Raw genomic sequence first — 20569 nt, 5'->3', positions numbered from 1 at the left:
CGGATGAGGATAGAGGTGTTACCGTTTCGACGAAGCCTAGACGCTCCGCGCGATCGTTATCCGGTGAGCCTTCGACGCGCGGGGTTTTAACCCGCTTCCGAAAGAGGCCCCCGGCGGGCGGGCCGGGGCTGGCGACCCCGGTCCCCGGACCGTCCGGGCGATTTCAGCCCGAACCTAGAGTCCCGCTCGACCACCCCCGACAGCCGTCACGATCGCCGGCCGGACGTCCCTTCCGCGCTATCGGGTGAGATCAGTATGGAACGGGTTTCAACGCGGATCACAGAGCGGCGTGTAAAAATGATAAGTCGTTGAAATCGCTCAGTTCGATTCCGGATACGCGGATGATAGAGCGCTGCGAACGCTCGTGAAGTTCCTCCCCCGTGACACGGGGGAGGTGTCGCGGAGCGACGGAGGGGGCGAACTGGAAGTCGGCCACGCTAGCCCCCTCCGGCCCTCTGGGCCACCTCCCCCGCATCGCGGGGGAGGAACTAAATCCCTACCCCGTCCGTCCGATCCGCTTGATTTCCCAGTCCAGCTGGACGCCGGTCTTGGCCTTCACGTCGGCGCGGACCGCCTCGCCCAGCCCCTCAAGGTCCGCCGCCGTCGCCTCGCCAGTGTTGATCAGGAAGTTGCTGTGGAGGGGCGAAAACATCGCGCCGCCAAACAGCTTCCCGCGCCAGCCGGCCTCGTCCACCAGCTTCCACGACGAGTGGCCCGGCGGGTTCTTGAAGGTCGAGCCGCCAGTCTTTTCGCGGATCGGCTGGGTGGTCTCGCGGCGGGCGGTGATTTCGGCCATGCGGGCCTTGATCGCCTCAGGTTCGTCAGCGGTTCCCTCGAACACGGCGTCCAGCACGATCACGGTCTCGCCGTCCTGCAGGGCGCTGTGGCGATAGGTGTAGTGCAGGTCCTCGACCGCCAGCTCGCGGACGACGCCAGCACGGTCCATGACCCGGACCGACTTGACCACATTGACGGTCTCGGAGCCGTAGCAGCCGGCGTTCATGATCACCGCGCCGCCGATCGTGCCCGGAATGCCGGCGTAAAACTCCAGCCCCGCGATCCCCGCCTCCGCCGCCTTGCGGGCCAGGATGGCGTCCGGCACGGCGCTGCCGGCCTTGATGCGGTTGTCGCCCAGGGGCTCGACCGTGTTGAAACCCTTGCCGAGGCGGATGATCACGCCGTCGACGCCGCCGTCGCGGACCAGCAGGTTCGAACCGACGCCGATCGCCATGACCGGCACGGCGGGATCCAGCGCCTTCAGGAAGTCCGACAGGTCCTGCTCGTCGGCCGGCAGGAACACCACGTCGGCCGGGCCGCCGACCCGGAACCAGGTGAACGGCGCCAGGGCCTCGTCGATCAGCAGCTTGCCGCGGACGGTCGGGAGATGGGTCTTCCAGCTCACTTGGACAGCGCTTCCAACTGGCCCGGCAGGGCGTAGGCCCAGGTGGTGATGTCGCCGGCGCCGAGCAGGACGACGAGGTCGCCGCTGGTCGCCTCGGCGGCGATCAGGCGCGGCAGGGCCGTGGGGCTTTCCAGCGGCAGGGCGCGGCGGTGGCCGAACTTCTTGAGCCCCTCGACCAGCGCGTCGCGATTGACGCCCTCGATCGGCTGCTCGCCGGCGGTGTAGACATCCGCCACGATCACCGTGTCGGCGTCATTGAAGCACGAGCTGAACTCGGTCATCAGGTCGCGCAGGCGCGTGTAGCGGTGCGGCTGGACCACGGCGATCACCTTGCCTTGCGTCACCGCGCGCGCGGCCTTCAGCACGGCCGCGATCTCGACCGGGTGGTGGCCGTAGTCGTCGACGACGCGAATCCCGTTGGCGACGCCGGTCGTGGTGAAGCGGCGCTTGACCCCGCCAAAGCCGGCCAGGCCCTTGGCGATCGACTCGGCGTCCACGCCCAGTTCGCGCGCCACGGCCACGGCGGCGGTGGCGTTCAGCACGTTGTGATGGCCGGCCATCGGCATCTTCAGGCCGTCGTAGCGGACGACCTCGCCGTCGCGCGGCGAGACGACGATGTCGAACTTGGCGCCGTCCGGGCCCATCTCGATGTTGGAGACCCGCACCTCGGCCTGCGGGTTGGTGCCGTAGGTGACCAGGCGCCGGTTCTCGATCCGCGAGGTCAGGGCCTGCACTTCCGGATGGTCGGTGCAGACGGCGGCGAAGCCGTAGAACGGGATGTTCTGGATGAAGTCCTGGAAGCCCTTCTTCACGGCCTCGAAGTCGCCCCAGTGATCCAGGTGCTCGGCGTCGATGTTGGTGACGATCGCCACCGTCGACTTCAGGCGCAGGAACGAGCCGTCGCTTTCGTCGGCCTCGACGACGATCCAGTCGCCCTCGCCGACCTTGGCGTTGGTGCCGTAGGCGTTGATGATGCCGCCGTTGACGACGGTGGGGTCCATTCCGCCGGCGTCCAGCAGGGTGGCGACCATCGAGGTGGTGGTGGTCTTGCCGTGCGTGCCGCCCACCGCGATCGAGAACTGCAGGCGCATCAGCTCGGCCAGCATCTCGGCGCGGCGCACCAAGGGCAGGCGCTTGTCGCGGCCGGCGACCATCTCCGGGTTATCGGCCTTCACGGCCGTCGAATAGACGATCGCCGAGGCGCCCTCGACGTGGGCGGCGTCATGGCCGATGAAGATGCGCGCGCCGAGCTTCTCGAGCCGTTCGGTGTTGGCGCTGGCCTTGGCGTCGCTGCCCTGAACGGTGTAGCCGATACGCAGCATGATCTCGGCGATGCCGGACATGCCAATGCCGCCGATGCCGATGAAGTGCACGGGGCCGAGTTCGAAGGGGACGGGGCGTCGACGCTGGATCATGACGAGCCGATTAGACCAATTCCGCGCGGCGCGAAACGCCCTGTTGGCCATCACTTTGTGGACGGGGCCGGCGATGGCCCAGACAGCCTCCCCGTCAGCCCCGCTTGAGCTGCGGCTGGCCGACGTCGGCCGCTTCGCCACCTTCGTCGACCTGGGAAGCGTCAAGCGGACGGGACGCGTGGCCAAGCTTCGCGTGCTGCAGGTCGCCGAGGGCGGCTTCAAGGCGGGCGCGGAGGAATTCTGGGGCGGCTGGCGTCACGAGGTCATCGACTGCGACGCTCGCACCATAGCCCACGCCGGCTTTTCCAGCATCCGGGCGGGCGGGCGCGAAGGCCCGCTGACCGGCGACCAGCGTCCGGCCCAGCCCCTGCCGGCGGGAAGCGCGGACGAGGCCGTGGCCAAGGTGGTCTGCGATGGCTGGAAACCGTTCGCGACGGTTCCGGTGGCGGCCAGCGTCGAGCAGGCCGTGAGGCTCGGGCGGCCGCTGATCGAGACGGGCGCCGAGCCCTGAACACGAAAAAGCCCCCGCCGGCGGACCGGCAGGGGCTCTTTTAGTCTCGAAACCTAAGCGAAGCTTACGCGCCGCCCGGGAAGCGGAACGGAACCTTCACGGTGCCGGTCTTGGCGCCCATCGGCAGCTTCTCGGCGATGCACATGGCGGCCTTGTCGAAGCCCTTGCCGCCGGCGCTGTTGTCGACGACCTTGCAGTCCGACAGCTTGCCGTCCACGGCGTTGCACTCCAGCATGACCTGGGCCGCATCGCGGGTGTTGGCGAACTGCTGCAGGCAGCGGCCCATTTGGTCTTCGAAACCGCCGGCGGCCGAAGCGGCCTGAGCGACGAAGAAGCTGCCAGCGAGACCCGCGGCGATCGCGATCGAGAATTTCATAAGGCGCCCATCCCTTTGTTTCGGCGAACCAAACTGATGGGCGCTTTGTCGCAGAGAAGAGCTAATGAACGGCCAAGCATCGCGGTTAATTGTTCGCGAATATAGTGAACGGCGCGGGGGCGTTAAGATTAAGCCGCCCGCGCCCGAGACGGCCTAGCGCGCCGTGCGCTCCACCAGGTCCGCCAACGCCTCGGCCGCGTCGGGCTTGGCCACCGACCGCGCCCCGGCCGCCATCCGCCCCAGACGCTCCGGATCCTTGAGCAGGGCGTTCAGGGCGCCGGCCATGGCGTCGACGGTCAGCTCGTCTTCGAGACACACGGCCGCGCCGCCCGCCTCCTCCAGGAGCTTGGCGTTGAAGCGCTGGTGGTCGTCGGCGGCGATCTTCAGCGGCACCAGGATCGACGGGCGCCCCGCGACCGCCAGCTCGGTGCAGGTCGAGGCGCCCGAACGGCCGATCACCAGGTGCGACTGGCGCAGATAGCCGGCCATGTCGCGGAAGAACGGCGCGACCTCGCAATCGACCATGGCGTTGCGATAGGTCTTGCGGGCCTGCTCCATGCTCTCGGGCCGCGCCTGCTGGAAGACCTTCAGCCGCGAGCGCAGGTCCTCGGGCAGCTTGGCCACCGCCTCGGGGATCAGCTCGGAGAGCAGGCGCGCGCCCTGGCTGCCGCCAGTGACCAGAACGCGCAGCTGCACTTCCGGCGGCAGATACGGCGTGTCGTAGAGCTCGCGCACGGGCGGACGAACCGGGTTGCCGACCACGTGCGCGCGGGCCTTCACGCCCGGCTTGGCCATCTCCAGGATCGGGAAGGCGCACGCCACTTCGTCGACGCGCGGCGCCAGGAAGCGGTTGACGCGGCCCAGCACCGCGTTCTGTTCATGAATAACGGTGCGCCGCCCCTGGCTGAGCGCGCCCAGAAGGGCCGGCAGAGCAGGATAGCCGCCGAAGCCGACGACGACGGCCGGGTCCAGGCGCTTGAACGCCGCCCGGGCCTCCATCACGCCTTGAAGCACCACGAAGCCGGCCTTGACCATGCCCAGCGGGTCATTGGCCTTGGCGGTGGCGGCCGACAGGGCCAGGCGCTCCTGGGCCGGGAACTTGTCGGCGTAGAGCGCGCCGCGCTCGTCGGTGGCCAGGACGATCCGCCAGCCGCGCGCGGCGAGCGCCTCGGCCAGGGCCTGGGCGGGAAACAGGTGTCCGCCGGTTCCCCCGGCGGCGACGACAGCCAGCTTGCTCATGTCAGGCGTAGGCGCCCTGAGGGGCGAGTTCGCCCGTCACGCCGTAAGCGCCGGGACGCTTGCGCACCAAGGCCAGGGCCATGCCCAGCGTCAAACCCATCGCGAGCATCGAAGAGCCCCCGTAACTGATGAACGGCAGCGTCATGCCCTTGGTCGGGATCATGTTCAAGTTCACCGCGATATTGATGATGGCCTGCTGCCCCAAAAGAACGAAAAGACCGGCGGCCGCGACCTGTTCGAACGGGTCGTTCAGCTTCATGGCCTTGTAAAGGCCGCGCACCACGACAAAGGCGAACAGCGCGATCAGGGCCCAGGAAAACACCAGCCCATATTCCTCGGCGGCGACCGAATAGATGAAGTCGGTGTGCAGGTCGGGCACGTGGCGCTTCATCACCCCCTCGCCCGGCCCCCGGCCGAACAGGCCGCCGGCCCGGATGGCCTCGGCGGCGCGGGTGATCTGATGGGTGTCGGCCTGGTCGGGGCTGAGGAACTTCTGCACCCGCGCATGGACGTGGTCGAACAGGAAATAGGTCGAGCAAAGCCCCGCGATCGCGACGCCGCCCAGTCCCATGATCCACGAGATCGGCACGCCGGCCATCCAGAAGGCCGCGCCGAACGCAATCGTGATCAGCACCGTCTGGCCGACGTCGGGCTGCACCAAGAGCAGGGCCACGGCGATGAAATAGAGCAGGAAGGCGATCGAGACGCCCGGCACCCCCTCGCCCTTCTGGCCTTCGGCGAACATCCACGAGACCAGCACGATCAGCGCCGGCTTCATGAACTCGGAAGGCTGCAGGGTGAAGCCGCCGAACTGCAGCCAGCGGGTCGCGCCCTTGGCGTTGTGCCCGACGAACGGCAGGGCGATCATGATCGCGATCGCGCCGATATAGATGAAGAACGCCGCGCGGCGGATGCCCTTGGGCGACAGCATCGACACGACCAGCATCAGCACCGACGAGGCGCTGGCGAAGAAGCACATCCGGATCGCGAAGTGGAACTGGTCGTCGATGCCGATGCGCTGGGCGGCCGCCGGGCTCGAGGCGAACGACAGCAGCATGCCCAACGTCGCCAGGATGGCGGTCGCGCCCAGCAGCCAGCGGTCCGTCGTCCACCACCACAGGCCGAGCGCGGTGCGGTCGGTGCGGGCGAAGGCGTGTGTCGCGTTGGAGGCCATGCGCGGAGACTCGGACCGCAGGGTTAATCAAACCTTGCTTGACCACGGCCATGCGGTGGAAAAGCGCGGATAGATGGGAGGCTCGCGCGCTCCCCGCCCTACCGCAACTCGAAATAGGCGGTGTCGCCGCCTTCGGTGTGGGCGATCACCGCGACCCGAAGGACGACGCCGTCGTCGAGGGTCAGCCGGCATTCGCCGGCCCGGAAGGCCCGCCGCAACAGATCGGGCTCCGCCATCACGCTGCCCTTGCCGCCCTTTTTGGCGGTTTGGCCGTCGGCGAACAGAACCGAGAAAGCCACCGCCTGCTCTTCGCCCGCCAGCCCCAACGCGCCCTGCCCCGTACGCGGCAGCTTGGGTGTCTTGGTCAGCGCCATAAATAAAAACCTCACAATTGGAGGTCTTTTTCTACACCGTTCGGACGAAATTTCATAAAATATAAATCAGAAATCACCGCCTCAAGGGAGCGGTATATTGGTCGCGACAGACCAAACAATTAGATCACGACGCGATTGTATGTTATTTTTCTAAAACGTGTGGCGCGCTTTTTTCAGGCCCGCCCCGAAATGACGAACGAATTCCGTTCGCTCCCAAGAAAGAGCTCATGCTTTCATCGCAAGACATCGACCATTCGCAACGGCAGAAGACTGCCGCCGCCGCCAAGGCCGCGCTGCTGGCCAAGTTCAAGCCGCGCCCAACCAACACCGACCCGCGCTTCGATGAGCGCGACACCCTGCGCGCGGCCGAACTGACCCGCGTTCGGCAGGAGCGGAACGAAGCCCGCACCGCCCGCCGTCAGTCGGTCGCCGACGCGGCCCAGGCCGTGATCGACGCCGAAGTCGCCCTCGCGGCGGACAGCCTCGCGGCCAAGCGTGGCGAGCGCAAGGAACGCAAGGCTCTCTCGGCCGCCGAAGCCAAGGCCAAGCGCGACGCGCGCTACGCCGCCCGCAAGGCGAGGTGATCCATGGCGCGCAAGCCGAACTACGATTTCGAGCGCAAGGAGCGCGAGCGCCAGAAGGCCGCCAAGGCCGCGGAGAAGGCGGCCGCCAAGCGACCGCCCGCCTCTGACGAGGACGCGTCGAGCAGCGACGCCTAGAGGGTGGGGCCTTGCTCCGGCGAACATCCGGACAAGGCTTCGCTTGAATTCCCACACGGGAAGGTAATCATGCCCCCCATAGGGGGAGCGATCTGTGGCGGACGGCGACTCTGACGAAACGGTTCTCGAAGGCGTCGGCGCGTATTTCCTGAGCGTCGTCGAGGCCAGCCAGGATTGCATTCGCGTCATTAGCCCCGCCGGTCGCATCGAATACATGAACACCCGCGGCAAGCAGCTGCTGGAAATCGATGACTTCGAGGCCCACAACCGTGATCGCTACTGGCCGGACATGTGGCACGCGGAAAGTCGCGCCGCGGTCGAGACGGCGCTCCAGGCCGCGCTAGAGGGCCGCGCGGTGGCCTTCCGCGCCTACAACCCGACCGCCAAAGGCGCGCCGCGATGGTGGGAGACCATGGTCTCGCCCATTCTGGTGGACGGCAGGGTCGTGCGCGTCCTGGCGACCTCGCGCGACGTGACCAGCGCGCGCCTGGCCGAACGCCATCGCCAGCTGCTGGTCAACGAGCTGAACCATCGGGTCAAGAACACCCTGGCCACCATCCAGTCGATCACCAAGCAGTCCCTGCGCAACGCCGGGGTCGACGGCGCCGTGCGCGACGCGCTGGAGGGCCGGCTGATGGCGATCGCCGCGACCCACAACGTGCTCACCGACCAGAACTGGTCGGCCGCCAGCCTGCGCCAGATCGTCGACGGCTCGGTGACCCCCTACCGCTCGAACCCGGCCCAGCTGACCGTGACGGGTCCCGACCTGAAGGTCTCGCCCAAGACGGCCGTGATCATGGCCCTGGCCTTCCACGAACTGGCGATCAACGCGCTGAAGTACGGCGCCCTGTCGGCGGCCGCAGGCCATGTGGACGTTACCTGGACGATCGAGCCCGAGGATCATCTGCATATCGAATGGCGTGAGAGCGGTGGTCCGCCCGTGCAACCGCCTGAACGCCGCGGCTTTGGCTCGCGCATCGTCCAAACCGCCCTGCCCGGCGAATTGGCCGGAACCGTCTCGCTCGACTATCGGGCCGAAGGCTTGCGCTGCGCGATCGACGCGCCCTTGTCGTCCCTCGACAAGGCGGACGCGTTCATGCCGCTGGGCTAGTTCACTCTCTCTTTAGTCATGGATAAGGAGCCTCTCATCGTAGCCGAGCGGCGACGCCAGGCGCGAAGTAGGACAGCAGCAAGAACGCCAGGAAGATTCCGAGACCCAAGCCGAACAACGCCGGAACCAGCCGAAGCGCCGCGCGCGAACTGTTGAGTGGCGGCTTCACGCCCTGGCGGAGCTGCATAATGTCCGTCTGGGCCTGCAGGGCGAGCAAGCCGGAGAGCGCCACGGCCAGCGCCGATATCCCCATCTGCCAGGGAGCGATCCGCGCGCCAAAGACCGTTCCTCCAAGGGTCAGAATGCCGCCCAGCGTCGCCACGCTAATCGAGGCCATGCTCTTGAAGTAATCATAGGCGAGCGCGGGTTCCGCCAGTTCCGCGCGGGACGCCGCCTCGTTCTTCCCAGCGGGAATGTCTGCGCTCTTCAAGGTGGGGAGCTCCTCGCTCATGGCGTCGCCAGTTCCCTCTTTGGTTAGAGCGTGGAGCAAGGATAACGTTCGCCTTTAGCATCGCAAGGCGCCGCGCCGCCACGGGTCTAACTCTGCGCTTGCACGAGTGTGCGGAGAACAGGCGTCGCGCGCCCGCCCCTACCCCGTATCGCCCGTCAGCTCCCGCCGCGCCTTCTCCAGCTCTTCGGCGTAGCGCCGCGTGACATGGGCTTCGGTGATCAGGCCGATGACCTCGCCGGCCTCGTCGACGACGGCCAGCTCGTCCGCGCCGGTTTCGTCGAAGGCGGTCATGATCGCCTTGATCGACAGTTCGGGCGCCAGGGCGATGTCGGCGTTGGCGGCCAGGGAGGCGAGCGGCGCCTCGCTTTCCGGCGGCTGGGCGTAGACCGCCGCCGTGGCGACGATCCCGGCGTAGCGCCCCGTCTCGCCGGTCAGGACGGCGCGTTTGGTCGAGCCTAGCGGGAAGCGGCGGCGGAACTCGGCCAGGCTGGTGGCGGCGGGGACGGTCTTGACGTCGCGACGCATCATCTTGCCGGCCGTCAGGTTGCGCATCCAGCTGACGTCGTGGGCGCTGCGGATGGTCTCGCCGCGCAGGTGCAGCCGCCAGGTCGAGAACGAATAGCCGAAGGTCTCGCGCACCACGGCGCTGGCGATCAGCGACGCGGCCAGGGTGGCGGCGGTGATCGTGAAGTCGCCCGTAGCCTCCAGCACCAGGAACGACATGGTGAAGGGGCCGCCGACGATGGCCACGCCCAGCGCGCCCATGCCGACCAGCGAGGCGGCGATAGGATCCAGCCGCCCCTCCCCGGCCACCAGGTTCACGAGGTCCGAGAAGGACTGCCCCATCAGCGCGCCCAGGAACAGGGCCGCGAAGAAGAGACCGCCCCGGAAGCCGAAGCTGAGCGAGATGATCGAGGCCACGGACTTCATCAGGATCAGCATCAGGAGAAGCTTCAGCGGCAGGTCGCCGTTGAGATCCAGGTGCAGCGCCCCGTGGCCGCCCGACAGGGTCTGGGGCGTGACCATCGCCATGGCGGCCAATGCGAGACCGCCGATCGCCGGTCGCGCCCAGCGGGGTGGCGCGGCCTTGGCGACCCAGCGGTCGGCGACCGCCACGGCGCGCATCAAGGCCACGCCGAACAGCGCCGCGACCAGGCCCAGCAGGCCGTAGATCAGGTAGTCGGTCCACGAACTGATCGCGACGACCGAGGTCTTGATCAGATAGGGCGTGGAGCCTAGCGCCTTGGCGACCAGCACGCCGGCCAGGGCGGCCGCCGCGACGGGCGCGATGTTGGCGACGGTATAGGCGCCGATGACGATCTCGAACGCGTAGAAGGCGCCGGTCAGCGGCGCGCCGAACGCCGCGGCGATGGCCGCGCCCGCGCCGGCGCCGACCAGGATCCGCAGGTCGCCGCGCCGCAGGCTCAGCTTCTGCCCCACCCACGAGGCCGCCGCGCCGCCGGCCTGGGCGTAGGCGGCTTCCAGGCCCACCGAGGCGCCGCAGCCGTTGGAGATCAGGGTCTGGCCACAGATGAAGGCGCTGTCGCGGATCGACAGCCGCCCGCCGTGCAGGGCGTTGGCTTCCACCGGGTCGACGGCGGGACTGGGACGAAAGCGCAGCACCAGGGCGGTGAACAGGCCCAACAGCAGGCCGCCCAGGGGAATGGCCAGCAGGCGCCAGGGCTCGACCATGGCCTGGGCCGACAGGCGCTCATTCGGATCGAAGGCGAACAGCCAGACCTGCGTGGAATGCGCGAGCTTTTCCAGCAGCACCGCCAGAGCGCCGGCGGTCGACCCCACGACCGTGGCCACCGCGATCAGCCACAGCTCCGACGAACGGGTGCGGCGACGCAGCCAGGCGAGCCACGGCAAGGCCTGACGGCGGGCGTCGCGAAAGGCGGCGCGCTCGGTCAGCGCGGTGCGCAGCACCCGACGCCAGGGACGGGAGGCGGCGGCGGGATCGGGCTTGGTCGTCTCCGCCGGCTCGCTCATGATCGTCTAGGCCACAGCGGCCTTGCCGCCGCCGACCAGGCCGTTGACCGCGGCGCGGAACGCCTCGCCCCGCGCCTCGAAGTCGCTGAACTGGTCGAAGGAGGCGCAGGCGGGCGACAGCAGGACGATAGCCTCCTCGTCGCTGGCGGCGGCGTCGGCATAGGCTTGGCTGACGGCCCGCTCCAGCGTGCCGCTCATGGCGACTTCGGCCTTGCCGGCCAGGGTCCAGGAGAACGGCTCGGCCGCCTCGCCGATCAGATAGGCCTTGGCGACGCGCGGAAACAGGTCCTTCAGGTCGTCGATGCCGCCGGCCTTGGCGACGCCGCCGGCGATCCAGTAGAACTTCGGATAGCTGGACATGGCCTGCCGCGCCGCGTCGGCGTTGGTGGCCTTGCTGTCGTTGACGAAGCGGACCTTGCCGATCTTGCCGACCGTCTCCATCCGGTGCGCGAGGCCCGGGAAGGTCATCAGGCCGTCGACGGCGTCCTGCATCGGAATGCCGATGGCGCGGGCGGCGGCGTAGGCGGCGGCGGCGTTCTGCCAGTTGTGGCGGCCTGGCAGGCTGCGGGCGCGCAGGAGATCGGCGACCTCGACTACGCGTTCGCCGGTGGCGTCATAGAGCACGCCCTGCAGGGCGTAGACCCCCCGGCCCATCGCCTTGCCGGCGCTGATCGGCCAGATGGTGCGGCGGTTGGCGGCGGTGATCTCGGTGCAGATCTGCTGGCACCAGGGATCGTCGACGCCGATGATCGCGGTGTCGCCCTTGCCCTGGTTCAGGAAGATCCGGCGCTTGGCGGCGATGTAGCCGTCCATGCCGCCGTGGCGGTCCAGGTGATCGGGCGAGATGTTCAGCAGCACCACGGCGTCCGGGTGCAGGCTGGAGGTCAGGTCCAGCTGGTAGGACGACAGCTCCAGCACGTAGACCGCGCCGCCGTGCATGTCCTCCAGGCCCAGCACCCCCTGGCCGATATTGCCGCCGATCCGCGTGTCGCGGCCGGCCGAGGCGCACAGGTGGCCGATCAGGGCGGTGGTCGTCGACTTGCCGTTGGTGCCGGTGATGGCGATGATCTTCGGGCGCTTGTGGACCGGGGCGGCGGCGACCGTGCGGGCGAAGAGCTCGATGTCGCCCAGGATCTCGACGCCGGCGGCCTTGGCCTTCTGGACGGTCCAGTGGGGCTTGGGATGAGTCAGCGGCACGCCCGGCGACAGCATCAGGGCGGCGAACTGGCGCCAGTCGGCGGTCTCGAGGTCGACGACCGGGAAGCCCTCGGCGGCGGCGGCCTCGCGGCTGGCGACCTTCTCGTCCCATAGGGCGACCTTGGCCCCGCCCGCGATCAAGGCGCGCGCCGCCGTGAGCCCGGTGCGGCCCAGGCCGAACACCGCGACGGTCTTGCCTTCGAAACCACGGACCGGGATCATCGACGCGCCTCCCTTACCGTAGCTTCAGGGTGGCGAGGCCGACGAAGGCCAGGATCATCGACACGATCCAGAAACGGATCACGACGGTGGACTCGGCCCAGCCCAGCTTCTCGAAGTGGTGATGGATCGGCGCCATCAGGAAGACCCGCTTGCCGGTCTTCTTGAAGTAGGCGACCTGGATCATGACGCTCAGCGCCTCCGCCACGAACAGGCCGCCGACGATGCCCAGGACCAGCTCGTGCTTGGCGCAGACGGCGATCGCGCCCAGCGCTCCGCCCAGGGCCAGCGAGCCGGTGTCGCCCATGAAGATCTTGGCGGGGGGCGCGTTGTACCAGAGGAAGCCCATGCCCCCGCCGATGATCGCGCCGCACAGCACCGCCAGCTCGCCGACGCCCGGCGCGAAGTGGAGGTTCAGATAGTCGGCGAACTTGTAGTTGCCGACCAGGTAGGCGATCAGGCCGAAGGTCGAGGCGGCGAACATCACCGGCACGATGGCCAGGCCATCGAGCCCATCCGTCAGGTTTACCGCATTGGAAAAGCCGGCGATCGTGATCGCGGCGAAGGCCACGTAGAACCAGCCCAGATTGATCACCAGCGCCTTGAAGATCGGGAAGACCACGCTGGTCTCCATGCCCGGCGTCATCGGCGACTTCGGCGCGAACAGGATCAGAATGACGGTGGCCGCGATGGCGACGATGAACTGGGCGATCAGCTTCTGGACGCTGGAGAGGCCGGCCGTGGTCTGCTTGGTGACCTTGGCGTAGTCGTCCATGAAGCCCAGCACGCCGTAGCTGCCGGTGACCAGCAGCACGACCCAGACGTGGACGTTGCGCAGGTCGGCCCACAGCAGGGCGCCGACGAACAGGCCGGCCAGGATCATGAAGCCGCCCATGGTGGGCGTGCCGGCCTTTTCGGTGACATGGCGGGCGATGCCGTCGGTGCGGATCGGCTGGCCCTTGCCCTGCTTGGTCTTCATCCAGCGGATGAAGCGCGAGCCCATCGCCACCGCGACGATATAAGCCGTCAGCATGGCCATGCCGGACCGGAAGGTCAGGTACTTCAACAGGTTAAGCATGGGTACGTGCTCTTGCGAGCGCGCCAGCCATTCATACAGGAAGTACAACATCAGACCCGTTCCCCAAGGTCGAGCGCCGCCAAGGCGCCGGCGAGGACGCCGGCCCTAGAGCCGTTCGACCCCTTCACCATCACCACGTCGCCGGGCCGGATCGCCCCCGCCAGCTCCGCCGTTAACTTTTCAGTAACCACCGCGTAGCCGCCTCGCCGAGTCGGCGGAAGCGCCTCCCACAGTGATTTCATGTGGACGCCCGCGAGAAAAACCATGTCAACGTTTGCAGCCGCGATCGGCTCTGCAAGCTCGGCGTGAAACCGCGCGGAGTCCTCGCCCAATTCGAGCATGTCGGTCAGCACGACGATCCGGCGTCCGGCGACCTTGCGCGCGCCCAGCGTCTTCAAGGCGGCCTGCATCGAGACCGGATTGGCGTTGTAGCTCTCGTCGACCAGGGTGAAGGCGCCGCCGCCAATTTGGACGGTCTTCTCGGCCCCGCGCCCCTCGATCGGCGCGAACGCCGCCAGCGCCGCCAGCGCCGTCTCGCGCGGCACGTCCAGCGCTTCCAGCATCAGCAGCACGCACAGGCTGTTGGGGCCCCAGTGGACGCCGGTCTGGCGGATCGGGAAGGTCAGGGTCTCGCCGCGCAGGTCGACCGAGACCACGGCCCGCTCGCCTTCCACGGTGAAGCCCGTCAGCCGCGCGGTCGCGCCCTGCGCCTCGCCGAAGCTCCAGACCGTCGCGCCGACCTTTTCCGCCTCGCCCTTCAGATAGTCGAACCAGCGGTTGTCGGCGTTCAGCACCGCGATTCCACCGGGCATGAGGCCCGCGAAGATCTCGGCCTTGGCGCGGGCGACGCCCGCCTCGCCGTCCGGGAAGTTCTCGATGTGCACCGGGCCGACGGTGGTGATCGCCACCGCGTGCGGCTGGACGAAGCTCGACAAGGGCGTGATCTCGTCGGCGTGGTTCATGCCGATCTCGAACACCGCCCGCTCGGTGTCGCGCGGCATGCGGGCCAGGGTGAGCGGCACGCCGATATGGTTGTTGTAGCTCTTCACCGAGGCATGAGCCTTGCCGGCCAGGCGCAGGCCCGCCTCGACCGCGCGGGTGACGCTGGTCTTGCCGACCGAGCCGGTCACCGCGCCGCGCTTGCACCGGGGCGCGCGCTCGCGAGCGGCGACGCCCAGGGCTTCCAGCGCCTTGAAGGTGTCCTCGACCATCACCGCCGGGGCGTCCACCGGCTGGGCCGCCAGGACGCCGGCGGCGCCGTTGGCCACGGCTTGCGGAACGAAGTCATGGCCGTCGCGCGCGCCGACCAGCGGCACGAACAGGTCGCCCTGCTCCACCGAGCGGGTGTCGATCGAGACGCCGGTCGCGGCGAAGTCGCCGGCGACCTGGCCGCCGACCGCCTGGGCGATCTCGTCAGCGGTCCAGAGAGCCTCAGGCATCGACGCCCTCCAGGGCCGCGAGGGTCTCGGCGACGTCGTCGAACGGATGGACGACTCCGGCGACGATCTGGCCCTGCTCGTGGCCCTTGCCGGCGACGACCAGGACATCGCCCTCGGCCAGCAGGTCGACGGCCGCGCGGATGGCGGCGCGACGGTCGCCGATCTCGCGCGCGCCGGGGGCGGCTTCGAGAATGGCGGCGCGGATCGAGGCCGGATCTTCCGAGCGCGGATTGTCGTCGGTGACGATGGCGATGTCCGCGAGCTTCGCGCCGATCGCGCCCATCAGGGGACGCTTGCCCCGGTCGCGATCGCCGCCCGCACCGAAGACGGCGATCAGCTTGCCGCGCGTGTGCGGGCGCAGGGCTTCGAGCACCGTCTGCAGGCCGTCGGGCGTGTGGGCGTAGTCGACATAGGCCTCGCCCCCATGCGGCCCACGGCCGACACGTTGAAGACGCCCGGCGGCGCCCTCGAGGTTCTCCAGGGCCTTCAGCACCTTGCCAACGTCCTCGCCGGCGGCGACGCACAGGCCGGCCGCGACCAGCACGTTCGAGGCCTGGAAGGCGCCGGCCAGCGGCAGGCGGATGTCGTAGGTCCGGCCTTGCGCCTCGACCACCAGATCCTGGCCGGCCGGCGTCGGCGTCCGCGAGATCAGACGCAGCCCCTGCCCGTCCTCGCCGACCGAGAACACGCTCTGGCCCGAGGTCACGGCGGTCGAGGCGAAGGTCGGGAAGGCCTCGCTGTCGGCGTTCAGCACCGCCGTCGCGCCCGCGGGCGTCAGGGTGTCGAACAGGCGCAGCTTGGCGGCGCGGTAGGCCTCCATCGAGCCGTGATAGTCGAGGTGGTCCTGGGTGAAGTTGGTGAAGGCGGCGGCCTTCAGCTTCACGCCGTCGACGCGGCGCTGATCGACGCCGTGCGAGCTGGCCTCCAGCGCCAGGTGGGTGACGCCCATGTCGGCCAAACGCGCGATCATCTCGGCGACGTCGCCGGCGTCCGGCGTGGTCAGGCCCGGCGGGGTCAGCTGCTGGTCGGGCTGGCCCGCCTCGCTGACCACCACGCCCAGGGTGCCCATGCTGGCGGCCTTGTGGCCCAGCTGGGCAAAGATCTGGCGGCAGAAGCCGGCGACCGAGGTCTTGCCGTTGGTGCCGGTGACGGCGACGCACATGGCCGGCTGCTTGCCCCAGAAAGCGGCCGAGGCCAGGGCGTAGGCGCGACGGGCGTCTTCCGAGCGCACCACTGGAACGCCCAGCCCTTCGAGACCGCCCTCGGGCGCCAGGATGGCGGCGGCGCCCTTGGCGACCGCGCCCTCGGCGAAGTCGCGGCCGTCGACCTTGGTCCCCGGCAGGGCGGCGAACAGCCAGCCGGCGGTGACCTTGCGGCTGTCGGCGGTGACGCCGGCGATCACCGAGTCATTCGCGAAAGGACGATTGAACAGGTCCGACAAGCGCTTGGTCATAGGCCCGCCTCCGGAGCGGCGTTCTTGGGTTGGCTGGCGATCGTGACCAGCTCGGGCTTTCTCTGCACGCCGAGGAACGGCGCGATGCGGTCGATGACCTTGCCGGCCGGTGGCGCGCCGACCCAGCCGCCGGTCGAGAAGCCCGCCGAGGCGGCCGTCCCGTGCGGCTCGTCCATCAGGATCAGGACGAAGTAGCGGTCGCCCTCCAGCGGCCCCTCGGTCGGGAACACCGCCGCGAACGACGAGACCTGGCGTTGGTGGTTGTAGCCGCGGATCGAGGGGTCGTACTTCTCGCCGGTGCCGGTCTTGCCGCCGACCGACAGGCCGGGCACATCGGCCTTGCCGCCGCTGCCGCCTTCGCCCGGAATGACGTTGGCGCGCATGATCTTCAGCATCTCGGCCGAGGTGGCCTCCGAGAGCACACGCTTGCCCTCCGGACGTACGCCGTCGGGCATCTTCTTGATGGTCAGGGGCAGCATCTTGCCGCCGTTCAGCAGGGCGCCCATCGCCTGGGCCAGGGCCAGCGGGCTGACGTTCATGCCGTGGCCAAACGAGGTGGAGGCCACCGCGTCCATGTCCCACTTGCGCGGCGTCAGCGGACGGGCCGACTCCATCAGCTCGACCTGGGCCGGCTTGGTCAGGCCCAGGGCCGTGAAGTAGCGCGACAGCCGCTCGCCGCCGATCTTCTCGGCCAGCATGGCCGTGCCGATGTTCGACGAGTGCTTGAACACCTCGACCAGGGTCAGGATCGCCTTGGCGGCGTGGTAGTCGTGGATCGTGCGGTAGCCCAGCTTGAACGGCTCGCGCGCGTCGAAGGTCGAGGCCGGGGTCGCCACGCCGGTGTCCAGGCCGATCGCGACCGTGAACGCCTTGAAGGTCGAGCCCATCTCGTAGACCGAAGCGGCGGCGCGGTTCAGGCGCTCGGCGTCGGTCGCCTGGCCGGCCTTGTTGGCGTCGAAGTCAGGCAGGCTGGCCAGACCCAGGATCTCGCCGGTCTGGACGTTGGTCACCAGGCCAACGGCGCCCTTGGGCGTGAATTCGGCGGCGGCCTTGCGCAGTTCGTCCTCGAGCGCGGCCTGCACGCGCACGTCGATCGACAGCCGGACCGGACCGCTCTCGCCGCCCACGGCCTTGCGGATCGGATCGTCCAGGGCGCGCTCGGCGCCGGCCAGACCCTTGCCGCCGCTGTCGACGAAACCGACCAGATGCGCGGCCGTCGGGCCCAGCGGATACATCCGCCGCTCCTGCTCCTCGAACGAAATGCCGGGCAGGCCGAGGTTGAAGATGGCGTCCTTCTCGTCCGGCGTCAGACCGCCGACGACGAAGGTGCGGTGGTCGCCGAAACACGATCTTGTCCAGGCGCTTGGCCGGCACCTGCGGCAGGGCGCGGCCCAACGCCCGGCGGGTTTCCTTGGCGTCCCAGACCTCGCGCGGGTCGACATAGAGGGCGTAGTGGGCAAGGTCGACGGCCAGCAGCTTACCGTTGCGATCGACCAGATCGCCCCGCGCGCCCTCCGCGCCTTGCAGATAGCCGTTGCCACGCCCCGCGTTGGAGAACAGCGCCGACCAGCCGGCGCCCAGCGCCACGCCCACGAAGCACAGCCCGAAGAACACCATCACCAGGAAGATGCGGATGCGGGTGTCGTCCTGCGGCTTGGCCGCCGCGCGCGAGCGCTCGAACGCATGCTCCAGACGCCAGACACGCTCGACCAGCCACCGCCAGGCGGGGGAATGGAAACCGCCGGGTCCGAGGTTGGAGAGGCTCATTGCGGACCTCCCGGCGGAGGCGGCGGCGGCGCGTCGTCCGGCAGCGGCTCGGGCGCATCGGCCGCCAGGGCGTCGGTCGCCTCGGGCGCGGCCGTGACCGGCGCGCGCGGCAGTTCGCGGCGACGCGCGACGTCGATCAGCGCGTCCTCGGTGATCTCGTGATCGGCCGCGATGGGCTGCAGCTGCATCATCTGCGCCAGCTGCTCGATGCGGCGCGGCTGCTCCAGGTGGGCGACCTCGGCCTCGAGCAGACGCTTGCGGACCGCCTCTTCCTGGATCTCCTGCTCGATGCGGGCGATCTCCTGGCGCTCGCGGCCGGCGAAGGTCTTGGCCAGATAGACGCCCGTCACCAGGCTCAGCAGGATGCCGAGACCGACGACCTCGACGACCCGAAAGCCGCGCACCCGGCGATTGAAGAGCTCCATGAAGCTCATGCGGCGGCCTCCCAGACGGGAGCTTCCGTGCGCACGGCCGCGCGCAGCTTGGACGAGCGCGCGCGCGGATTGGCGGCCAGCTCGGCCTCGCCCGGCGCGATCGCCTTGTTCGAGATCAGCTGGAAGCTGGGCTGGGCGCCCGCCTGCACCGGCGGCGCGTGGCGCGAACCGCCGGGCGTGCGGCCCGCGCGCTCGGCCAGGAACGCCTTGACGATCCGGTCCTCCAGCGAGTGGAAGGTCACGACGACCAAGCGGCCGCCCGGCTTGAGCACTCTCTCGGCGGCGGCGAGGCCCGCCTCCAGCTCGCCCAGCTCGTCATTGACCGCGATGCGCAGGCCCTGAAACGAGCGCGTGGCCGGGTGAACCTTCGCGCCCTTGCGGCCGCCGACGGCCCGCTCGATCACCTCGGCCAGGTCCAGGGTGCGCTCGAACGGGCGCTCTTCGCGACGGCGGAGGATGAAGCTGGCGATGCGGCGCGAGGCGTGTTCCTCGCCATAGACGTAGAGGATCCTGGCAAGCTCGGCGTGATCCAGGGTGTTCACGAGATCGGCGGCGGTCGGCCCCGTATCGCCCATCCGCATGTCCAGCGGCCCGTCGCGCATGAAGGAAAAGCCGCGCTCGGCCTGGTCCAGCTGCATCGACGAGACGCCCAGATCCAGCATCACGCCATCGACCGACTCCGGGCCCAGCTCGTCGAGCATCTCGGAGAAGCGCGCCTGGATCAGGCGGAAGCGGTCGGCGGGCAGGCCCTCGGTGAAGCGCTGGACGGTCGGGTCGCGGTCGAAGCCGATGACGCTGGCGCCGGTAGCCAGCACCGCGCGCGTATAGCCGCCCGCGCCGAAGGTGCCGTCCACGACGACGTCGCCTGGGCCGGCGCCCAGCGCCTCGACCACCTCATCGAGCAGGACCGAGATGTGCGGCGCGGCGCTCACGACACGACGCCCAGGCGGGCGGCCCGCTGCTGGGCGCGCAGAGCGGCCAGGCCTTCGCGCGCCATGTCGCGCTGCGTCGCGCGATGGGCCTGGAAGGCCTCGCGGGACCAAATCTGAAAACGCTCACCCATACCGACGACAGCGACCCAATCCGTGAGGCCGCACATTTCGCACAAATGGTCGGGCAAGGTAATGCGACCAGCCGTATCAAACGACAGCTTGGCCATGCCGCCCAGGACGCTGGTTTCCAGCGCCGAACGGATCGGATCGCCGAACGGCAGCTCCTCGATCACGCCGGTGTAGCGGTCGAACAGGGCCTTGCCGCCCGCCTCCAAGCAGTCGGCCTCGATCGAGGGAAAGCAGAAAATGCCGTCGAACAGGCCGGACACGGCCGCGCGGAATTCCTGCGGCACAACGATGCGCCGCTTGCTGTCGAGCTGTTTCTCGAAGGTCGAGAGAAACACGAAGCTGAACCCCGCCAGATCCACGTCGGTCGGCGACCCGCCACATCGCCCCGACGCAATTGGGTTAACATGGGATGAATTGGGACACAATGACACCGAATGCCATTTCATCGAGATTTCAAAGGTGTCCGACCACCGCTCCACTGGGCGAGGAAGTTAATCAACAGAACATACACAGAACTGTTCAGTGGACGGCCCGCGCGGCGTCAGTTGAGCCCGTTGTGAGGCAGGAAGAGCGCCCCCTCCGCCACGCGGCTGCGCCGCGCGCCACCTCCCCCGTTGCACGGGTGAGGAGGAAGCCGCTCATCCTCCCCCGCTGGCGGGGGAGGTGGATCGCCGCGATGCGCGGCGAGACGGAGGGGGCGCTCCCGCCTCCGTGAAAATGGACCAGATGATCTGTAAGCCGGGTTCTGTTCCGCCTCCCCCTTCCGAAAAAGGAAGAGACGGCGACGATCATTCCTCTAGGCCGGCCATTGCTGGACGGCTCTCGCGACCTACCCGGACCCTCTCGGCCAGTGACGGCCTATCCGACGCGAGGTCGGCGCGGGGTCCCTATTCGGTCTTGCTCCAGGCGGGGCTTGCCATGCCGTCCCTGTCACCAGGTCCGCGGTGGGCTCTTACCCCACCCTTTCACCCTTACCGTCCTCGAAAGGAAGGCGGTTTGCTTTCTGTGGCGCTATCCCTAGGATCGCTCCCGGTGGGCGTTACCCACCGCCTTGTCACCGTGGAGCCCGGACTTTCCTCGGCGTCCGAAGACGACGCGACCGCCCGACCATCTGGTCCGGGACGGTGTTTGACGGGGTGTCTTCCAAACGTCAACAA

19 protein-coding genes, 1 other RNA gene and 2 pseudogenes are annotated in these 20569 nt (G+C 68.8%); 4 read left to right on the top strand and 18 right to left on the bottom strand.

Annotated features, from left to right (window positions below; genetic code table 11):
- Window positions 1-496: 496 nt before the first annotated feature.
- Both murB and murC read right to left on the bottom strand, forming a co-directional pair.
- Window positions 497-1402 (bottom strand): UDP-N-acetylmuramate dehydrogenase, encoded by a 906-nt coding sequence (gene murB / locus CSEG_RS05760; protein WP_013078313.1) that lies wholly within the window; start codon window positions 1400-1402, stop codon window positions 497-499.
- A complete protein-coding gene (gene murC, locus CSEG_RS05755; protein ID WP_013078312.1) occupies window positions 1399-2817 on the bottom strand; it encodes a UDP-N-acetylmuramate--L-alanine ligase in 1419 nt (472 codons plus the stop codon). Before murC ends, murB begins: the two co-directional genes overlap by 4 nt.
- Between murC and CSEG_RS05750 the strand changes: the two genes are divergently transcribed.
- Window positions 2816-3328, top strand: a complete 513-nt coding sequence (locus CSEG_RS05750) for a surface-adhesin E family protein (RefSeq protein WP_041538212.1) — start codon at window positions 2816-2818, stop codon at window positions 3326-3328. The genes murC and CSEG_RS05750 overlap by 2 nt on opposite strands.
- 64 nt (window positions 3329-3392) lie before the next feature.
- Here CSEG_RS05750 and CSEG_RS05745 read toward each other — a convergent pair whose 3' ends face one another.
- The 4 genes from CSEG_RS05745 to CSEG_RS05730 form a co-directional block, all read right to left on the bottom strand.
- Window positions 3393-3704, bottom strand: a complete 312-nt coding sequence (locus CSEG_RS05745; RefSeq protein WP_013078310.1) for an energy transducer TonB — start codon at window positions 3702-3704, stop codon at window positions 3393-3395.
- A gap of 153 nt (window positions 3705-3857) precedes the next feature.
- Window positions 3858-4943 (bottom strand): undecaprenyldiphospho-muramoylpentapeptide beta-N-acetylglucosaminyltransferase, encoded by a 1086-nt coding sequence (gene murG / locus CSEG_RS05740; protein WP_013078309.1) that lies wholly within the window; start codon window positions 4941-4943, stop codon window positions 3858-3860.
- 1 nt (window position 4944) lies between these two features.
- Window positions 4945-6117: a putative lipid II flippase FtsW gene (gene ftsW / locus CSEG_RS05735; protein ID WP_013078308.1), complete on the bottom strand. Its 1173-nt coding sequence runs from the start codon at window positions 6115-6117 to the stop codon at window positions 4945-4947.
- 98 nt (window positions 6118-6215) lie between these two features.
- On the bottom strand, window positions 6216-6491 hold the full coding sequence (locus tag CSEG_RS05730) for a hypothetical protein (protein WP_013078307.1): 276 nt from the start codon (window positions 6489-6491) through the stop codon (window positions 6216-6218).
- A 227-nt stretch (window positions 6492-6718) separates the two neighbouring features.
- Here CSEG_RS05730 and CSEG_RS05725 point away from each other — a divergent pair, with 227 nt between their 5' ends.
- The 3 genes from CSEG_RS05725 to CSEG_RS05720 all read left to right on the top strand — a co-directional run bounded on the left by CSEG_RS05725 (window position 6719) and on the right by CSEG_RS05720 (window position 8321).
- A complete protein-coding gene (locus CSEG_RS05725) occupies window positions 6719-7075 on the top strand; it encodes a DUF6481 family protein (protein ID WP_013078306.1) in 357 nt (118 codons plus the stop codon).
- 3 nt (window positions 7076-7078) lie between these two features.
- Window positions 7079-7210 carry a hypothetical protein gene (locus tag CSEG_RS23530; protein WP_013078305.1) on the top strand — a complete coding sequence of 44 codons (132 nt, stop codon included), beginning with the start codon at window positions 7079-7081 and terminating at the stop codon, window positions 7208-7210.
- A 94-nt stretch (window positions 7211-7304) separates the two neighbouring features.
- Window positions 7305-8321 carry a sensor histidine kinase gene (locus tag CSEG_RS05720; RefSeq protein WP_013078304.1) on the top strand — a complete coding sequence of 339 codons (1017 nt, stop codon included), beginning with the start codon at window positions 7305-7307 and terminating at the stop codon, window positions 8319-8321.
- A 34-nt stretch (window positions 8322-8355) separates the two neighbouring features.
- On the opposite strand, the gene CSEG_RS05715 is transcribed toward CSEG_RS05720, so the two are convergent.
- From CSEG_RS05715 to rnpB, 12 genes and pseudogenes are all read right to left on the bottom strand, one after another.
- Entirely contained in the window at window positions 8356-8772 is a 417-nt protein-coding gene (locus CSEG_RS05715; RefSeq protein WP_013078303.1) for a hypothetical protein, read from the bottom strand.
- A gap of 138 nt (window positions 8773-8910) precedes the next feature.
- A complete protein-coding gene (locus CSEG_RS05710) occupies window positions 8911-10764 on the bottom strand; it encodes a chloride channel protein (RefSeq protein ID WP_013078302.1) in 1854 nt (617 codons plus the stop codon).
- A 6-nt stretch (window positions 10765-10770) separates the two neighbouring features.
- The gene (gene murD / locus CSEG_RS05705; protein ID WP_013078301.1) at window positions 10771-12183 is read right to left on the bottom strand and encodes a UDP-N-acetylmuramoyl-L-alanine--D-glutamate ligase; all 1413 of its coding nucleotides are present in this window, start codon (window positions 12181-12183) and stop codon (window positions 10771-10773) included.
- 13 nt (window positions 12184-12196) lie between these two features.
- On the bottom strand, window positions 12197-13309 hold the full coding sequence (gene mraY / locus CSEG_RS05700; protein ID WP_013078300.1) for a phospho-N-acetylmuramoyl-pentapeptide-transferase: 1113 nt from the start codon (window positions 13307-13309) through the stop codon (window positions 12197-12199).
- Window positions 13309-14697, bottom strand: coding sequence for a UDP-N-acetylmuramoyl-tripeptide--D-alanyl-D-alanine ligase (locus tag CSEG_RS05695; protein ID WP_013078299.1), 1389 nt, complete (start codon window positions 14695-14697; stop codon window positions 13309-13311). Before CSEG_RS05695 ends, mraY begins: the two co-directional genes overlap by 1 nt.
- Entirely contained in the window at window positions 14690-16150 is a 1461-nt protein-coding gene (locus CSEG_RS05690) for a UDP-N-acetylmuramoyl-L-alanyl-D-glutamate--2,6-diaminopimelate ligase (RefSeq protein WP_013078298.1), read from the bottom strand. The genes CSEG_RS05695 and CSEG_RS05690 overlap by 8 nt, the downstream gene beginning before the upstream one ends.
- Window positions 16147-17917, bottom strand: a pseudogene (locus CSEG_RS05685) (peptidoglycan D,D-transpeptidase FtsI family protein). Before CSEG_RS05685 ends, CSEG_RS05690 begins: the two are co-directional and overlap by 4 nt.
- Window positions 17914-18351, bottom strand: coding sequence for a cell division protein FtsL (gene ftsL, locus CSEG_RS05680; RefSeq protein ID WP_013078297.1), 438 nt, complete (start codon window positions 18349-18351; stop codon window positions 17914-17916). The pseudogene CSEG_RS05685 and the gene ftsL overlap by 4 nt, the downstream one beginning before the upstream one ends.
- On the bottom strand, window positions 18348-19283 hold the full coding sequence (rsmH, locus tag CSEG_RS05675) for a 16S rRNA (cytosine(1402)-N(4))-methyltransferase RsmH (protein WP_013078296.1): 936 nt from the start codon (window positions 19281-19283) through the stop codon (window positions 18348-18350). Before rsmH ends, ftsL begins: the two co-directional genes overlap by 4 nt.
- Window positions 19280-19747, bottom strand: a complete 468-nt coding sequence (locus tag CSEG_RS05670) for a division/cell wall cluster transcriptional repressor MraZ (protein WP_041538490.1) — start codon at window positions 19745-19747, stop codon at window positions 19280-19282. The genes rsmH and CSEG_RS05670 overlap by 4 nt, the downstream gene beginning before the upstream one ends.
- 156 nt (window positions 19748-19903) lie before the next feature.
- Window positions 19904-20114 (bottom strand): annotated as a pseudogene (locus CSEG_RS23220) (hypothetical protein); the annotation flags it as partial.
- Window positions 20115-20130: 16 nt separating this feature from the next.
- Window positions 20131-20527, bottom strand: an RNA gene (gene rnpB / locus CSEG_RS21740) — RNase P RNA component class A.
- Window positions 20528-20569 lie beyond the last annotated feature (42 nt).

This window comes from Caulobacter segnis ATCC 21756 (assembly GCF_000092285.1).
GTDB lineage: Bacteria > Pseudomonadota > Alphaproteobacteria > Caulobacterales > Caulobacteraceae > Caulobacter > Caulobacter segnis.
Note: the sequence above shows the minus strand (reverse complement) of the source record. Positions and strands in the feature narration are given on the sequence as shown.

Bases quoted from the DNA above. Each gene is read 5' to 3' on its own strand.
- ftsL (WP_013078297.1), bottom strand. From the start codon at position 18,351: ATGAGCTTCATGGAGCTCTTCAATCGCCGGGTGCGCGGCTTTCGGGTC.
- CSEG_RS05710 (WP_013078302.1), bottom strand. From the start codon at position 10,764: ATGAGCGAGCCGGCGGAGACGACCAAGCCCGATCCCGCCGCCGCCTCC.
- mraY (WP_013078300.1), bottom strand. From the start codon at position 13,309: ATGTTGTACTTCCTGTATGAATGGCTGGCGCGCTCGCAAGAGCACGTA.
- CSEG_RS05745 (WP_013078310.1), bottom strand. From the start codon at position 3,704: ATGAAATTCTCGATCGCGATCGCCGCGGGTCTCGCTGGCAGCTTCTTC.
- ftsW (WP_013078308.1), bottom strand. From the start codon at position 6,117: ATGGCCTCCAACGCGACACACGCCTTCGCCCGCACCGACCGCACCGCG.
- CSEG_RS05690 (WP_013078298.1), bottom strand. From the start codon at position 16,150: ATGACCAAGCGCTTGTCGGACCTGTTCAATCGTCCTTTCGCGAATGAC.
- murG (WP_013078309.1), bottom strand. From the start codon at position 4,943: ATGAGCAAGCTGGCTGTCGTCGCCGCCGGGGGAACCGGCGGACACCTG.
- CSEG_RS05730 (WP_013078307.1), bottom strand. From the start codon at position 6,491: ATGGCGCTGACCAAGACACCCAAGCTGCCGCGTACGGGGCAGGGCGCG.
- CSEG_RS05715 (WP_013078303.1), bottom strand. From the start codon at position 8,772: ATGAGCGAGGAGCTCCCCACCTTGAAGAGCGCAGACATTCCCGCTGGG.
- murC (WP_013078312.1), bottom strand. From the start codon at position 2,817: ATGATCCAGCGTCGACGCCCCGTCCCCTTCGAACTCGGCCCCGTGCAC.
- CSEG_RS23530 (WP_013078305.1), top strand. From the start codon at position 7,079: ATGGCGCGCAAGCCGAACTACGATTTCGAGCGCAAGGAGCGCGAGCGC.
- CSEG_RS05750 (WP_041538212.1), top strand. From the start codon at position 2,816: ATGACGAGCCGATTAGACCAATTCCGCGCGGCGCGAAACGCCCTGTTG.
- CSEG_RS05725 (WP_013078306.1), top strand. From the start codon at position 6,719: ATGCTTTCATCGCAAGACATCGACCATTCGCAACGGCAGAAGACTGCC.
- murD (WP_013078301.1), bottom strand. From the start codon at position 12,183: ATGATCCCGGTCCGTGGTTTCGAAGGCAAGACCGTCGCGGTGTTCGGC.
- CSEG_RS05695 (WP_013078299.1), bottom strand. From the start codon at position 14,697: ATGCCTGAGGCTCTCTGGACCGCTGACGAGATCGCCCAGGCGGTCGGC.